Annotated in this window: 13 protein-coding genes; 12 read left to right on the top strand and 1 reads right to left on the bottom strand. The window is 40.0% G+C overall.

From position 1 onward, the window contains the following. Positions 1-54 precede the first annotated feature (54 nt). The 4 genes from cshA to GF867_RS07325 all read left to right on the top strand — a co-directional run bounded on the left by cshA (position 55) and on the right by GF867_RS07325 (position 4,224). Positions 55-1,677, top strand: coding sequence for a degradosome RNA helicase CshA (gene cshA / locus GF867_RS07340; protein ID WP_153832459.1), 1,623 nt, complete (start codon positions 55-57; stop codon positions 1,675-1,677). A gap of 27 nt (positions 1,678-1,704) precedes the next feature. Next, complete coding sequence (gene acpS / locus GF867_RS07335) at positions 1,705-2,103, top strand: holo-ACP synthase (protein WP_153832458.1); 399 nt, start codon at positions 1,705-1,707, stop codon at positions 2,101-2,103. Positions 2,104-2,217: 114 nt separating this feature from the next. Continuing rightward, complete coding sequence (gene alr / locus GF867_RS07330) at positions 2,218-3,375, top strand: alanine racemase (RefSeq protein ID WP_153832457.1); 1,158 nt, start codon at positions 2,218-2,220, stop codon at positions 3,373-3,375. A 198-nt stretch (positions 3,376-3,573) separates the two neighbouring features. After that, positions 3,574-4,224, top strand: coding sequence for an MBL fold metallo-hydrolase (locus GF867_RS07325; RefSeq protein WP_153832456.1), 651 nt, complete (start codon positions 3,574-3,576; stop codon positions 4,222-4,224). A 389-nt stretch (positions 4,225-4,613) separates the two neighbouring features. Here the strand turns inward: GF867_RS07325 and cbpA are convergent, their stop codons facing one another. Beyond that, a complete protein-coding gene (gene cbpA / locus GF867_RS07320; protein WP_153832455.1) occupies positions 4,614-5,249 on the bottom strand; it encodes a cyclic di-AMP binding protein CbpA in 636 nt (211 codons plus the stop codon). Positions 5,250-5,509: 260 nt separating this feature from the next. Between cbpA and GF867_RS07315 the strand changes: the two genes are divergently transcribed. The 8 genes from GF867_RS07315 to yycI all read left to right on the top strand — a co-directional run bounded on the left by GF867_RS07315 (position 5,510) and on the right by yycI (position 15,684). Then, on the top strand, positions 5,510-6,904 hold the full coding sequence (locus GF867_RS07315; RefSeq protein WP_153832454.1) for a hemolysin family protein: 1,395 nt from the start codon (positions 5,510-5,512) through the stop codon (positions 6,902-6,904). A gap of 163 nt (positions 6,905-7,067) precedes the next feature. After that, a complete protein-coding gene (locus GF867_RS07310) occupies positions 7,068-7,742 on the top strand; it encodes an O-methyltransferase (RefSeq protein ID WP_153832453.1) in 675 nt (224 codons plus the stop codon). Continuing rightward, positions 7,742-8,593 (top strand): Cof-type HAD-IIB family hydrolase, encoded by an 852-nt coding sequence (locus tag GF867_RS07305; RefSeq protein ID WP_153832452.1) that lies wholly within the window; start codon positions 7,742-7,744, stop codon positions 8,591-8,593. The genes GF867_RS07310 and GF867_RS07305 overlap by 1 nt, the downstream gene beginning before the upstream one ends. A gap of 80 nt (positions 8,594-8,673) precedes the next feature. Then, complete coding sequence (locus tag GF867_RS07300) at positions 8,674-10,062, top strand: L,D-transpeptidase family protein (RefSeq protein WP_153832451.1); 1,389 nt, start codon at positions 8,674-8,676, stop codon at positions 10,060-10,062. 448 nt (positions 10,063-10,510) lie between these two features. Further along, on the top strand, positions 10,511-11,212 hold the full coding sequence (gene yycF, locus GF867_RS07295) for a response regulator YycF (RefSeq protein WP_153832450.1): 702 nt from the start codon (positions 10,511-10,513) through the stop codon (positions 11,210-11,212). 116 nt (positions 11,213-11,328) lie between these two features. After that, complete coding sequence (gene walK / locus GF867_RS07290) at positions 11,329-13,191, top strand: cell wall metabolism sensor histidine kinase WalK (RefSeq protein ID WP_153832449.1); 1,863 nt, start codon at positions 11,329-11,331, stop codon at positions 13,189-13,191. Then, positions 13,188-14,846 carry a two-component system activity regulator YycH gene (locus GF867_RS07285; protein ID WP_153832448.1) on the top strand — a complete coding sequence of 553 codons (1,659 nt, stop codon included), beginning with the start codon at positions 13,188-13,190 and terminating at the stop codon, positions 14,844-14,846. The genes walK and GF867_RS07285 overlap by 4 nt, the downstream gene beginning before the upstream one ends. Beyond that, positions 14,836-15,684 (top strand): two-component system regulatory protein YycI, encoded by an 849-nt coding sequence (gene yycI, locus GF867_RS07280; protein WP_153832447.1) that lies wholly within the window; start codon positions 14,836-14,838, stop codon positions 15,682-15,684. The genes GF867_RS07285 and yycI overlap by 11 nt, the downstream gene beginning before the upstream one ends. Positions 15,685-16,072: the final 388 nt, after the last annotated feature.

The following is a 16,072-nucleotide window of genomic DNA, read 5'->3' as shown; positions in this document are numbered from 1 at the left end:
TAATAACTTTTATGTCGGAAATCAAAGAAAAAACAGAAGAGGAAGAATAATATATTGAAATTTTCAGAATTAGATTTAAACAAAGAGTTACTAAAGTCATTAACAGACATGGGCTTTGAAGAGCCAACCCCTATCCAACAACAATCTGTACCTGTAGCTTTAGAAGGTAAAGACTTAATTGGTCAAGCACAAACAGGTACTGGTAAAACAGCAGCCTTTGGTTTACCAATGTTGAACAAATTAGACAACAGCGTGAAAACTGTTCAAGGTTTAGTTGTTGCACCAACACGTGAATTAGCCATTCAAGTTCAAGAAGAACTATTCCGTATTGGTAAAGAGCAAAGAGCTCGTGTATATGTTGTTTACGGTGGATCACCAATCGGTAAACAAATTGAACGTATTAAACGTAACCAACCCCAAATTATTGTAGGAACACCAGGTCGTATCTTAGACTTAATCAAACGTAAAGTGTTGAAATTAGACCAACTACAAACATTAGTATTAGACGAAGCTGACGAAATGTTAAACATGGGCTTCATCGATGACATCAAAGCAATTGTTGAAGAAACGCCTGAGACACGTCAAACTTTACTATTCTCAGCAACAATGCCTCCAGCAATTAAAGCTTTAGGTAAACAATTCTTAAAAGAACCAACACATGTTAAAATTGAAGCGAAAACAATGACTGCTGAATTGATTGAACAGTATTTTGTAAAATGTCGTGATGACGAAAAATTCGATATCTTCACGCGCTTTTTAGATGTTCAAAACCCAACTCAAGCGATTGTATTCTGTCGTACGAAAAAACGTGTTGACGAAGTTGGACATGGATTATCATTACGTGGTTTCAATGCTGAATTGATTCACGGTGACATTACACAACAAAAACGTACAAGTGTTATTAACGCATTCCGTCGTGGTGAAGTTGAAATCTTAGTGGCGACTGACGTTGCAGCGCGTGGATTAGATATTTCAGGTGTAACTCACGTTTATAACTATGATATTACTCAAGATCCAGAGAGCTATGTTCACCGTATTGGTCGTACTGGTCGTGCTGGTAAAGAAGGTATGTCAGTTACTTTCGTCACACCAAATGAAATGTCATACTTACGTTCAATCGAAACAATGACAACAAAACAAATGACACCATTAGCGCCACCAACTGATAAAGAAGCGCGTCAAGGTCAATTAGAACAATTAATTAGCCAATTAAATGATAAATTAGAAGCTGACGATATCGATACATACCGTAACTCTGCTAAATTATTATTACAACATTACGAAGTAAACGACTTAGTAGCTGCTTTATTAAGCGAGATTATTACAGACAACTCAACAGTTGATGTTCAAATTTCACCACAACGTCCTTTACCAAACGCTAAAGGCGGCAACCAAAACCGTTCTCGTGGTCGTAACAACCGCGGTAAAGGTGGCGGTAAGTTCAGTGGCGGCAAACGTTACGGTGATCGTGAAGGCCGTGGCGGACGCGATGGACGTGGAAAACGTGAAGGTCGCGATGGCGAACGTCGTGGTGGCCGTGATCGTCAAGATCGCCAAGATGGACGTCCAGACCGTGAGAAACGTGGCGAACGTTCAAATCGTGACAACCGCTCTAAAGGCGGAAACGCAGGAAAAACGAACAAAAACTTTTCAATCAAAAAAAATAAAAGTAACTAATTAACCATTCAAGGAAGGTGACAGTCCATGCGTGTAGGAACGGATATTATTGAAATTGATCGCATTCGTCAAGCGGTTGAACGTCAACCGCGTTTTCCGGAAAAAGTCTTGTCGGCAGCTGAGTTAGTCATTTATCATGGCTACAACGAAGAACGCCGCATGAGTTTTCTGGCAGGTCGCTTTAGTGTGAAAGAAGCTTATGGTAAAGCTATGGGAACCGGAATTGGTCGCATTAGCTTCACTGATATTTCAATTTTACCTGGTGACATGGGAGTGCCTGTTCTAACAGTTGCCCCAATTGTTGACAATGTGCATTTATCCATCAGTCATAGTCGTGAATATGCGACTGCGACAGTCATCGTCAATTTAACGGATGAAGAATTGGCAGCTGGTTTAGCTCAGTTTTTCGAACGTAAATATGGTTAAACTATTTTTAAAGCAGTCACTTAACGGTGACTGCTTTATTATTTTGTCCAAAAGTTGTAGAATGAAAACTGTAAACTTGTAAACATCATAGATGGAACGATAAGGAGATTTTTCATGTTTGAACCTAGTGAACACCGCCCAACAGAGGCGATTGTCGATTTAAATGCCATTCAACATAATGTCCGTGTTATGTTAGAACAAATGGACGATGAACAAAAATTATATGCAGTGATAAAAGCAGATGGGTACGGTCACGGAGCGGTCCAAGTTGCTGAAGCAGCCCTTGCGGCAGGAGCTAAAGGTTTAGCTGTTTCTACTGTTGACGAAGCGATTGAATTACGTCAGAGCGGTCACCGTTTTGTGCCGATTTTAGTGTTAGGCTTAACGGACCCACGTGGTATTGCTGAGATTATCTACTACAACTTAACGATTACAGTAAGTGGTTTGGATTTCTTCGCTAAAGCTTACCAACAATTAGAAGATACGCATCACCTAGCAATTCTAGAGGATGCTAAATTACGATTCCACTTGAAATTAGATACAGGTATGGGACGCATAGGCCTAACGAGTGCTGCCGAAGTAGCTGAATTTGCGAAAGCTGTTGAAGACTTCAATTGGGTTGACTGGGAAGGTGTATTCACTCACTTCTCGACGGCAGGTGGCGGTCCGGAAAGCTACATTGATTACCAATGGAACAATTGGTTGGAATTGACAACCGCTGTACCAGAAAGTGTTCGCCTCCGTCATTATGCGAACTCAGCGATGGGGCTATGGTATCCACGTGAGCCTAAGTCAGATATCGTTCGTTACGGAATTGCTTTATACGGTGTGGATCCTAAAGACCAATTGCCATCTGCAACGAAATCGCCTTTAAAACCAGCAATGTCCATTGTTTCAGAAATTGTGCATGTTAAACACGTACCAGCAGGTACTCACATTAGCTATGGCGCAACTTATGAAGCCGCTGACGACCAATGGATTGCGACTGTTCCAATCGGTTATGCGGACGGTTGGTTACGCCGTTTCAACGAAATTCCTGTCCTAGTTGATGGGAATGCTTGTCCGATTGTGGGGACGATTAACATGGATCAACTGATGATTCAATTACCTCAAGAATATCCAGTGGGTACGACTGTGACACTGCTCGGCCAAGATGGTCAATTAGAAAACCACGTTTCGATGATTGCGGCTAGCACTGACACAATTGGTTATGAAATCCTATGTGGCATCGGCAAGCGCGTGCCTCGCATCTACCTAACAGACGACATCTAAACGCTAAGCACTGAGTCAGCATCCACTGGCCAGTGCTTTTCTTATTCCAAAATACGACGTATCATCCTGATTTTTGACAAGATGTTGTAGCCGAACAGTAAGGATCTAATTTTCTAAAACGCTTGCGATTGGGGTCATATTTTGTAAAGTGGTGTATAATAGTTGGAAAGACGAGAGAAAATAAATGAGGTGCAATTTATGTTAGAGATTTATGGAATGACGCTAGGGCCGATTCAGGAAAATGGCTATGTAGTGGTAAATAGTGAAACGCGCAAAGCCTTGATTTTTGATCCGGGCGAAGAAGGGGCGCGTTTTATCAATTGGATTAAAGAGAATGGCTGGGAACCACAGGCTATCTTGTTAACGCACACACATTCTGATCATATCGGTGCAGTTGATGAAGTACGCGATGCCTTTGATATTGAGGTTTATGTCCATGAATTAGAGGCTGATTGGTTAGTGGACCCGAATAAAAATTTATCGGCTATGCAACCTTTCGGGCTGGTGAGTTTACGTGAGGCGGAGCATATTTGGACAACTGATGATTTAGGTGAGCAGACGGTCGGTGACTTTACTTTCCGTTTAGCGCATGTCCCAGGCCATAGCCCAGGTCATGTCATTTATATCTTTGACGATGCGCAATTTGTCGTAGTAGGCGATGCGGTCTTCCAAGGCTCAATTGGACGTACAGATTTACCAGCTGGCGACTATGCGACTTTAATGGGTGCAATTGCACGTGAAATCTTGGTACTACCTGCTGAGTATCAATTATATCCAGGACATGGTGGCGCAACAACGGTCGGTGCCGAAATGGCCAGCAATCCATTCTTTGACGTATTCCGTCGTTAAGCCAAAATATTCCCCCCAATTCTGCTTGCGTGTAGGATTGGGGCTTTTTGATCATATAAGGGTTTATAAGTTTTATGTTGATTTATCAAGCTTTGTACTACTGGGAGTTCAATGGCACGTGTTTCCTCCACTAGCTTCCGATAGACTTCATCGGAAGCTCCCTGGTACTCACCTGCCATCAAACTCGCACAATCAGCAATCAACGCCAATCTTAGTTCGCAAGAAAACCCAAAGGAGTCGTGCCAAATCAGCACGACGATTTAAATGACACATAAAATAAGCTAAGGAACAATACAGGAAATCCCAATCCCATCCACTAACACAAAAACCGCGACTCGTTGTCGCTCAGAGAGCCACGCCGAATAGCGGAGTAGGGTGAAATGCATGAATTATTTGACTTTATAGGAACGGGTTTGATAGCCACGCTTTTCTAAGTCACGCACTAAGGCATTGAGTTTGATTTGATCTAAGCCTGCAGGTAACACAAAGTTGATACTTGCAAACGTGTTAGTATCGGCTTCTTCCAGAGTCATCATCGAATTGATTTCTGAATAACGATGGATGATTTTAATCAACCGTTCGTATTCACCTTTTTTACCAATGATGCGCACATTTAATACAAAACCGGCAGTTTGCATCGCCCAAGCTTGAGCAAAATAACGGGTCATTGTATTATGACGAACAATTCCTAGGAAAGAATTTTGTTCGTTTAATACGGCAATATAAGGTAAATCCGACATGGCAAAAAACAGACGATAAAGTGAATCTGTGTCGTGAACAATTTTTGTCGTGTTCTTTAAAAAACGCGTCACAGGAATTTGACTCAAGTCTGCCTCAGGATGTTTAGATTTGTACTGATAAATGTGATAGCGGTAAATATTTCCGCGGAATAATGTATTGCTCCCATCAAGAACCGGTGCTAAACGTGCACCATCTCCTTCAAGAATTGTTAAAGCTTCTTCACAATTCATTGTTTCTGGGATGCATGTTAAATGATTCTTATGGATTAAGAGTTCATTAATCATTTAATAAAACTGCTCCTTTAATCTCTCTATTCTTCTAGCTAACCTATTTTAACAGACTCTTCACCGATAAGCAATGTTTTCTCATTTAATTTTAATGAAAAACTCAGCCGAATCCATCAGCCAAAATACGAAACCAATTAAAGTCAGAATAAATTGAAAGAATTTGCACAATCTTATTGCTTTTTTAACATATATTTTTTATATTTAGAGTAGTAACTTTTTTTAACTAGAACTATATACACAAGGGAGAGAAAAATATTATGGACTCCTCGGGGAATTCATTATTTGGTCAATTATTAATTATTATTATACTAACCTTAATTAACGCGTTTTTCGCAGCGGCGGAGATGGCGTTTGTTTCTGTCAATCAATCTAAGATGCGCGGTTTAGCTGAAGAAGGCAATAAAAAAGCTAACAGAGTATTGAGACTACTTGGAAAATCAGACGATTTCTTATCAACGATCCAAGTAGCGATTACTTTGGCTGGTTTCTTATCAAGTGCTTCTGCTTCAGCAAGTTTCGCTAGTTTAATTGCAGACTGGTTACCGACCTTTCCAGGAGCTCAACAAGCTGCGATTGTTATTGTAACGTTAATCCTATCTTACGTTACACTAGTTTTTGGGGAGTTATACCCAAAACAATTAGCTCTACAAATGCCAGATGAAATCGCGATGGCAACAAGTGGTGTTATCACAATTGTACAAAAGTTATTTAAACCGTTTGTTAGCTTGTTATCATTTTCAACCGGCCTATTAAAGAAAGCCACACCGATTGATTTTACAGCGAGAGAAGAAAGCTTTACACGTGATGAAATGAAAGTGTTATTAGCAGAAACTCGCAAAAGTGGTGCGATTGATGTCGCAGAATTTACGATGTTACAAGGTGTTCTATCGCTAGATTCAAAATTAGCCCGTGAAGTAATGGTGCCACGTACCGATACCCAAATGGTGGATATCGAAGATGACTATGAAGATATTATGCAGGAATTATTATCTAGTCCATTCTCACGTATTCCGATTTATAAAGAAGACAAAGATAATGTTATTAGCGTGATTCATGTTAAAAGCTTATTAAAAGCAGCCCGTGAACAAGGCTTTGAGAATATTGACTTATTAGGTATTTCGAGCGAACCGCTATTCGTGCCCTCAACGATTTATATTGACGACTTACTAGTCGAGTTTAAACGTGAACAAACCCATATGGCCATCCTGCGTGATGAATATGGTGGAGTGGAAGGAATCGTAACGTTAGAAGACTTAATTGAAGAAATCGTCGGAGATATTGAAGACGAAACAGACATTAATTCCTCAAGCTCAGTTCGTAAGATTGACGATAATAACTACTATATTAAAGGTGGTACACCCATCGATAAGTTTAGCCAATATTTCCAAGTTGAATTGGCATCAGACGAAGTCGATACAATGGCCGGCCTGATTATTGAACGAATCGGTTATATGCCAGATGATGACGAGAAAGTATCGGTTCGTGCGGAAGACTATGTTTTAACGACGAGCCATGTTGAAAATGGACGTATCCGTGGTATTCATGTCCAATTAGATGCAGAACGTCATGTTGAAACAGCGTTTGATTTCAATGAAGAGGACTCGACAATCTATGATCAACTGAACAATTTGTTGGAAGAAGCAGAAGATTGAAGAGAATTGTAATCATTCCTACACCGTAATTTAATAGAAGAATGATAGAGTGAACATCAGTAGCATAGTCTCTAATGTTCACTTTTTTGCTGAAATAAAGCAGATTCAAATTGAACTGCGCTAGACTTGGCGAAAACCAGAGATTAAAGGAGAATCCAGTATTATGTTAAATGAAATGATGCATCGTCCCGTTGTTATGCCAGAAATAGTTGAATTCATGCGTAAAGCTCAACAAGGCTTTCCAGGAGTGCTAGGTGAAATTGAAGCCTATGCCAATGAACGAGGAATTCCAGTTGTCCCACACGAAACAGCTAAATTTATTGACTTTTTTTGTGCCAGCGTTCAACCAACAGACATTCTCGAAATTGGAACAGCGATCGGTTTTTCAGCGAGTTTAATGGCGCAACATCTTCAAACCGATGGTCACTTAACGACAATTGACCGCTATGCTTTAATGTATGACCGTGCGAAAGAAAATTTCAAGAAAATGGGCTTAGAAGAGCGAGTGACACTCATCGAAGGGGATGCAGCTAATGTGTTGCCAACATTAGAAGCGAATGCGTATGATTTAGTTTTTATGGATAGCGCTAAAGCCAAATATATCGAATTTTACCCAGAATGTATGCGTGTATTAAGAAAAGGTGGCGTTTTAATAATTGATGACGTCTTCCAAGCGGGCACGATATTAGAAGATGAAGCCAACATTCCTAAGCGCGTTCGTAAAATTCATCGTAAATTAAATGAATTAATGGATACTGTTTTAAATGATCCAATTCATCGTTCATGTTTAGTACCTTTGGGTGATGGAATTCTAATGGTTAGAAAGGAAGCGGAATAATGACGAATAGACATGCAGAGATTAAGTTAGTCGCAATCGATTTAGACGGTACGATGTTAACGAATGAAAAGACCTTACCACAAGCGAATATTGATGCGGTTCATCAAGCAATTCAAGCAGGTGTCCAAGTGGTCATTTGTACAGGACGTACTTTACCAGGTGTGCGTGATGTGATTGCTCAATTACCGTTTGAAGGTGAGGATGAGTTTCTTATTTTACAAAACGGAGCGGTAACACATCGCTTACATGATTTAAGCATTGTGAGCCAGACGGTTTTAACGCGCGAAGCCCGTGAAGTTTTATTAGACTTTGCCCGTGATTTCGACGAAGAAGGTGCACAATTAGTTGCCTTTGATCAAGAAAACATGATGCTGATGAGTCAGCTGCCAGCTAGTCCCATTGTTGAAAATGATTCTAAAGTATTGAGCACGCCGATTACGGTATTCTCTAATGAAGAGTTTTTAGCCTATGAAGCCTTCAATAAAGCGATGGTACTAGGTGAGCCACATGTACTAGATGGTATTCGTGAACGCTTATCCGAAAGTTTATTAACGCATTATTCGCCCGTACGTAGCCAACCAATTATTGCAGAATTTTTAGTTAAAGGTGTTTCAAAAGCCAGTGGCTTGAAGGCTTTAACGAAACATTTAGGCCTTGAAGCTGCGAATGTGATGGCGATAGGTGACGAAATGAATGACCTAGAAATGATTAAATGGGCCGGTTTAGGTGTGGCGATGGGAAATGCAGTTGAGGCGATTAAAGCAGTTGCCGATGCGGTGACAACACACAATGATGAAGCGGGGGTTGCGCATGCAATCGAACGTTATATTCTGTCTGAGAAGAAACTTTAATAGAATATTTATAGATTCTTCATATTTTTATGCTAAAATGCTTATTTGAATAGGAAAAATTTACACATGGTGGTGGAAAAATGAAAAAAACAATCATTATAGGATTGATCACGTTTATCGTCCTAGGATTGGCTTATGGCGCAGGAATCGGCTATTATGCTGAGAAATTCCAAGCGAACACAAGTTTCGGAAATATTGATATTAGTAATTTATCTTTAGAGGAAGCTCAAGAAAAAATCGAAGCTGACATCAACCAACAAACAGTCACAATTACAGAAAACGGACAAGAACTCGGCACTTTTACAATGGCTGACTTGAATGCACAAGTAAATACACAAGCATTTTTAGAAGCATCTTATAATAATCAAGATCCAACTCAATGGTTAATTGGCTTCTTTGATTCAGTAGAATACGATAATGTCTTGATGAATCATATCCAAATTGATGACCAAGCCATTGAGAATGCACTTGCAAGTATTAACATTTCAAATGAAGGCCGAATCCAAGCAAAAGATGCTTACATCGATTACGGTGAGGGGCGCGGTTACTTCGTAGTGCCTGAAGAGAATGGTACTCAGTTAGATGTAGAAAAAGTCAAAGAATTAGTCGTGGCCGGAATTCAAAACGGCACATCATCGATTGAAGTGAACCAGGCTTACTTAGCGCCAGAAGTTACCACAGAAGATGAAAAAATCACAAGTGTGATGAATCAAATTGAAACAGTCTCAAACACTCAAATTACGTTAACAATTGCAGGGAATGAGGAAGTTATTCCAAAGGAAACTGTGCTTGAGTGGATGTATTTTGATGATAATAATCAAGTGGTCTTTGATCAAAACTTGATTTATGAATGGTTAGGCACAATGAATGAGAAGTACGCAACCTATGATGACGTACGTCAATTCTCAAGTACTATGCAAGGAACTGTTGAAGTGCCTGCTGGAACGCTAGGTTGGTCAATCGACCGTGATACAGAAACTCAGAATATCGCTGATGATTTATATGCGGGCGTGGATGTAACGCGCGAACCTGCAATTGTCGGAACAGGCTATCAAAACTCTTTAGCGGGCGAAAGCGACATTGGGAATAGTTATGTTGAGGTTGATGTGACGAACCAGAAGATGTTTGTTTACGTTGATGGTGTAAAAGTGATTGATACAGATATCGTAACGGGTCAAATTGGGACAGCGACCGTAACAGGTGCCTACTCAGTTTGGAACAAAGAAACCGATACAGACTTAAAAGGTTACAACCAACATACAGGTGTTGACTATGTTCAACCAGTTTCTTATTGGATTCCATTTGATGATACAGGCCAAGGTATCCATGATGCCAACTGGCAACCATCATTTGGTGGCGATACTTACTTAACAAACGGTTCATTAGGTTGTATTAATACACCGCCAGGCATTATGCCTCAAGTGTTCGAACATGTACAACTTGGCATGCCGGTAATAGTTTTCGCTTAACAAAATATGAACTTAAAAGTAAGTAAATACATTGAAAACGTGACAGAGGTCCGAGCTAAGTCTCAAACAGACTTAGCCGACCTCTGTTTTTAAGTATTAAAGCCCATAAATTTCGAGAAGCGAGTCGCAAGATTTGGCTAGCCATCTCTTAAAGAAAAGATTAAAATAAAGGGAGACTTTGACTATTGGCTTGTAAACGGTATAATATGAATGATATAGATATTATTATTGAACAAGCAGCTAAAGTCCTTATATTATGATGCGAAATGAGAGCATGTCGCTTTCAAACCGCGCTCCAATTACTAGACGAAAGAACAAGCACGTGATGACTTGTTCAGGAGGCAGCCTAGCTGTCAATAATGAATAAATTTATTGTGAAAATAGTCTGCTAGCAAATTAAACAGCTAGCGAGTTTGCTCGCATTCGAGCGAAAAGGAGAGATTTAAGAATGAAACACATTTTAGTGGTGGATGATGAAAAACCAATCTCAGATATTATTGTCTTTAACTTAAAAAATGAAGGTTACGAAGTAACAACAGCTTTTGATGGTGAAGAAGCCATCGAGCAATATACAAAGGTAGAACCAGATTTAGTGATTCTTGACTTGATGTTACCGAAAATGGACGGCTTAGAAGTTTGTCGTGAAATCCGTAAAACAAGCGCTGTTCCCATTATTATGTTAACAGCCAAAGATTCAGAAATCGATAAAGTATTAGGTTTAGAATTAGGTGCCGATGACTATGTTACGAAACCATTCTCAAACCGTGAATTAGTTGCACGTGTGAAAGCCAACTTGCGTCGCAATGCCTTACGCGATACGAGCCAAGATGAAACACCTAACGAGATTGTCGTTGGTGACTTAATTGTTCACCAAGATGCGTATGTTGTATCGAAACGTGGCGAAGAAGTTGAATTAACACACCGTGAATTTGAATTAATCCATTACTTAGCGAAACACATTGGCCAAGTAATGACCCGCGAACATTTACTTGAAACCGTATGGGGCTACGATTATTTCGGTGATGTACGTACGGTTGACGTAACGATTCGTCGTCTACGTGAAAAAATTGAAGATCAACCAAGCCATCCAACGTATATTGTGACACGTCGCGGGGTAGGTTACTTCCTGAAAAACCCTGAACAAGATTAATAACTTGATGATAACTGCACACAGATGGAGTTTCTCCGGAAAGGTGCAGTTTGTCTTTTAACTCAACACATAACAAATCCAGCCCACAAGCGGGCGATAAAACTTAGGAGCGTATCATGAAACGATCATTTAACATTTTTCAATCGATCTATATCAAAATACCCCTATTAATCATCTTCATTTTAACGATATCTTTTCAATTTATAGGCGTCTTCTTTATTGACCAATTAGAAACTCAATCCGTGACGACCTTGAAAGATCAGATTAATACGCAAGTAGACTTCTTAATTAATAACGTAAGCCCGATTTTATCCGATACGGATCAGAGCGATGGCGAAAGGGACCGGCGCTTAAATCAAGCGCTGGATTCTTTCAGTTCTACTTACCCAGCGTCAATTCAAATCGTTAACCCACAAGACTATGTGCTGGCGACCAGTGATGTGTCGCAAAGAGGCTTAGTTGGAACACGTACCAATAACGAGTTTGTGATGAATGTACTGATTAATCAGCGGTCCTTTGACAACGAGACTTTAAATCAAGAAACATCACAACGTAACTATAATATTTATAAACCCATTATGTCTTTTGAGGAAACGCCTAAGCTTTTAGGTGCGGTAGCAGTTGAAGCGGATATGATGCGTATTTATGAACAACGCGACAATGTCATGGAATTGTTCTTAAGAGCCGCGGTCTTTGCGGTTATTGGATCCTTTGTCGTTTCCATCGTCTTGTCTTCGGGCTTAACGCGTCCAATTGAGGACATGCGCCAACAGGCCATTCGAATATCCGACGGGATTTACAATTATCCCGCTAAAGTTTATGGACAAGATGAGTTAGGGGAACTTGCTTTAACGTTAAATGACTTAGCGATTAAAGTTAAAGATGCCCAAGAATTAACCGAATCAGAAAGACAACGTTTGGATGGGGTCTTGCGCCACATGACGGACGGGGTTATCGGAACGGACCAAAGAGGAAACGTCCTGTTAGTCAATGAGCGCGCGCTATATTTACTAGGGATTCCTCAAGAAGCAGCGGTTGGTATGTCGCTCTTGAAACTTTTGGAAATTGAAGATACTTATACGCTCAAGAATTTATTGGGCGGGGATAAAGAGATTATGATCACACGCTACGAAGATGATATTGATACGATTCTTAAAGTAGAGTTTTCAGTTATTCGTCGTGAAACTGGTTTTGTCACAGGTCTAGTAGCCGTCTTAACCGACGTTACAGAACAAGAAAAAACGGATCAAGAGCGTCGCGATTTTGTGTCGAATGTTTCGCATGAATTGCGTACACCTTTAACTTCGATTAAGTCTTATTCAGAAGCTTTAGCTGATGGTGCTTGGCAAGATCCTAATATTGCCCCTCAATTTTTAGAAGTGATTCAATCTGAAAGTAACCGTATGATTCGTATGATTGCGAACTTGTTGGACTTATCTAAAATGGATGGCGGGCAATTGCAAACGAATCGTGAGTATATTGATTTCAAGCGGATTGTGAATCATATTTTGGATAGGTTTGACTTTACGTTAGCCAGTGGTGATGTGCCGAAGAAATATACGATTAAGCGTGAATTAACGACGCGGGATATTTATGTAGAGATTGATCAGGACCGTATGACGCAAGTGATTGATAACTTAATGAATAATGCGATTAAATATTCACCAGATGGTGGCCTCGTGACGGTACGCTTGATTGATACGCAGAATAGCGTTATTTTAAGTGTCACAGATCAAGGGTTGGGGATTCCGCAAAAGGATTTACCGCATTTGTTTGAACGTTTCTACCGTGTAGATAAAGCGCGTTCGCGTGAACAGGGCGGGACTGGACTTGGTTTGGCAATTTCGAAGGAAGTCATTGAGATGCATGGCGGCCGGATTTGGGTCGATAGTATCGAAGGCAAAGGCTCAACCTTTAGTTTTGAATTGCCTTTTACAGTCTTTGACTTAGATGATGAAGGGTGGGATGATTTCGAATGAAAAAGCTATCCTTAACTTCAATTATTGTGTTTATTTTACTGACAATTAATTTGTTTTTAGTTTATTTACTGTTATTTGATACCAACTTATTGAACCGTTGGTTGAACCAATTTGAAGGTGAAACGGTCATTACGACCTCAACTAGCGAGCCGATTGAAGATGTGGAAGATTACTATGAAGTAACGACTTTGACGCTTGATCAACTCATTACACCAACAAAATTGATTATTAATGAATCAAGTGATATGTATGACGTCAATAATTATGCAACGTTGCAGTCGGTGCTTGAGTTGTTGGGGAGTCAGACGATTGAGTTGAACACAAACAGTGTCGAGACACATCCGGATATGTATGAAGCGCTCACTTCAGGAGAATATTTACAGTTGTTGTATCCGACTAGTTTTTCGGTGCCATCATTGAGAGGCTTGATTGCAACGCCTGCAGAACTCTCTACTCAGTTTGAAATGAGCCGTCTTGTATTTCCGCGCCATTTGGAAGGGACTGTTTATTTAGTTGACACGAAGAGTCAAGCTTATATGGAAGCGGAATTGACGGATCCTACGATTGCCAAAGAGATTTTTGCGGTAGTTGATGCGGTGCGTGACGACCAGTGGTTACCTGTGACGCGTTTTGAAGTGGAGGGTGGCGCAGTATATTTACCGACTTACGAAACTATTTCATTATCACAAATTTATACATTGGAGAAATTACCGGACAGTCTTTTCTTGGATGATATTTTCCCAAGTAATAATTATGATATTGCGGAGCCAGATGCGAATTCGGTACGTAGCTACCATACCTTATTAACGACTTTCCAAATTAATGATTTAACGAATATTATGTCGATTAACCATTCGATTTCATCAACAACCGGCAGCAATAATATTATTCGTGATATGGTCTTGCCTGAAGAAAAGGTGCGTTACAGCTATCCCTATGTTCAAACATATGAGTATTGGCCAAGCGACATTCGCTTATATTCAGAGAATAATAATACAATTACTTACCGACGTTTCTTAAATGGCTTGCCAATTTATTCTGCACCAGGCTTAGCGGATTACGGTGCGACACGTGTGACGTTGCGAACAAATCCAAATATTGAAGTGTCGCGTTATCAGATGCCTTTAATTACAATTGGCACACATATTCATGATATGAGTCGTGTCTATGATATTGAGTCAGGAGCACAAATCGCTGCTTTATTAACTGAACAAGGTCTAAGTTTCGAACACTTCACGAATATTGTATTAGGTTATGAATGGCAAAGTGAAATGGAAAACTTTAAGACAGCGACGTTAGTACCTAAGTGGTTTTTCCATGTGAACAACACGTATTATTCAATCGATCAAGTGCGTGATGGAACGGTCACAAATCTAATCGTCCAGAATTCAGGACAAACTCAGGCTACAGATGTGTCTGAGAATAGTATTTCGCAAGCTTCTGTGCAAATCGAAACGGAAAACGCTCAGTTGTCAGAGAACTTGAATATTGTAGCAGTGGTTGATGCTGGAGTCCTTGAAGGGCTAAGCGTTGGTGACTTTAAGCATCAAAATTACCGTTCTCGTACAACGCAATGGGAGAGTCTCGTACAAGTAGAGGTTGAGTTAGAACAAGCCAGTCGCTTTAAGTTAGGAGGTTGGTCAAATGGACTTTAATCGCATTCAAAAGTTGTTAATTGTATTCTTCTTGACCTTCAACGTTTACTTAATATTCTTATTAATTGATCGAATGCCGATTCACTCGACTCAGCCTAAAAATTCATCAGCGGTTAGTGTAGTCCAAGATATGAAAAACCGTGGTGTGATTATTCGCCCCGATTTGAGTGCGGAATCAGAAGAGTTACCGCTGATTAAAACCGAACCGAATAATTTTTTACGTGAAAATCAAACACAGTTGAAAAATCAACGTTATAGTCTGAACCGTGAAGGATTGTTGACAAGTACGTTTATTGAACCAGTAACGCTTGAGTTTGATATTGACGATTCGACAAAAGGCTTAAGTAAAGAAAATGCCCAAATTTTTCGTAATAAATACTTATTAGATGAAACCATGTTTATTAATGGAGAAGCTTATAGTAATTATTGGTACTCCAATCAAGAGGGGATCCTATTCTGTCGTATGACGGCGGTTGATGGTACACCAATTGTTGACGGTAGTGCTGAAATACGGATTGTCTTTGATGAAAATTTCAACATGATTGGCTATACGCAAACGTTCCAATCGGATTATACTGTGTTGGAAGAACCGAAAGCGTTGATTTCTTCACAGGAAGCCATCAATATTCTGGAACGTCGGATTGAAACTTACTTGCCGAGTGATTCTGAAATCGTGTCGGCCAACTTGAGCTATTACCAATCATTGAGCACGGACTATTTTAATGTATACACGCCAGCTTGGGAAATCATTTACTATCGTCATGAAGGCACCATCACCCAGTCCGTTATTGTGGATGCGGTGCGAGGCTTTGTGGCAGATTCTAAAACCAGCCAGTAAAGTTTGCTAGTAAGCTTTAGTCAGCCGAGTAGATGAAATTAAAAGAAAATTAATAATTAGATAGATACCAGGTCGCTTGCCCATTGGGAAGGTGAGCTGGTATCTGTTTATGTGCGATGGATTGAGCAGCAACTGTGCTAACTATAAGGGCTGTAAAATTTTGAGTGTTGGTGACCTAAAAAGTCAAAGTGAGTCATCACTTTGGCTTTTTTTCATGGAGTCTTATAGTCGAATAATCATTAGATATTAAGCTGCGGTTACTTCATCTGAAAAGTATAAGGGGCGAATCGGTTTGTTAGATCTAGCGAGTAACTTTTGACTTAGAAAGACACGCGCACGTAAATGTTCAAAGTTTCGATAACCAAAACCACTTCGCTTGATTGTTTTA

It is taken from the genome of Fundicoccus ignavus (assembly GCF_009659375.1).
Lineage (GTDB): Bacteria > Bacillota > Bacilli > Lactobacillales > Aerococcaceae > Fundicoccus > Fundicoccus ignavus.
The sequence above is the reverse complement of the archived record's forward strand: the minus strand, read 5'-3'. Positions and strand labels throughout refer to the sequence as shown.

Excerpts from the sequence above, each read along its gene's own strand:
- cbpA (WP_153832455.1), bottom strand. The coding sequence starts at position 5,249 with ATGATTAATGAACTCTTAATCCATAAGAATCATTTAACATGCATCCCA.
- walK (WP_153832449.1), top strand. The coding sequence starts at position 11,329 with ATGAAACGATCATTTAACATTTTTCAATCGATCTATATCAAAATACCC.
- acpS (WP_153832458.1), top strand. The coding sequence starts at position 1,705 with ATGCGTGTAGGAACGGATATTATTGAAATTGATCGCATTCGTCAAGCG.
- GF867_RS07305 (WP_153832452.1), top strand. The coding sequence starts at position 7,742 with ATGACGAATAGACATGCAGAGATTAAGTTAGTCGCAATCGATTTAGAC.
- yycI (WP_153832447.1), top strand. The coding sequence starts at position 14,836 with ATGGACTTTAATCGCATTCAAAAGTTGTTAATTGTATTCTTCTTGACC.
- GF867_RS07300 (WP_153832451.1), top strand. The coding sequence starts at position 8,674 with ATGAAAAAAACAATCATTATAGGATTGATCACGTTTATCGTCCTAGGA.
- GF867_RS07310 (WP_153832453.1), top strand. The coding sequence starts at position 7,068 with ATGTTAAATGAAATGATGCATCGTCCCGTTGTTATGCCAGAAATAGTT.
- GF867_RS07325 (WP_153832456.1), top strand. The coding sequence starts at position 3,574 with ATGTTAGAGATTTATGGAATGACGCTAGGGCCGATTCAGGAAAATGGC.
- GF867_RS07315 (WP_153832454.1), top strand. The coding sequence starts at position 5,510 with ATGGACTCCTCGGGGAATTCATTATTTGGTCAATTATTAATTATTATT.
- GF867_RS07285 (WP_153832448.1), top strand. The coding sequence starts at position 13,188 with ATGAAAAAGCTATCCTTAACTTCAATTATTGTGTTTATTTTACTGACA.
- alr (WP_153832457.1), top strand. The coding sequence starts at position 2,218 with ATGTTTGAACCTAGTGAACACCGCCCAACAGAGGCGATTGTCGATTTA.
- yycF (WP_153832450.1), top strand. The coding sequence starts at position 10,511 with ATGAAACACATTTTAGTGGTGGATGATGAAAAACCAATCTCAGATATT.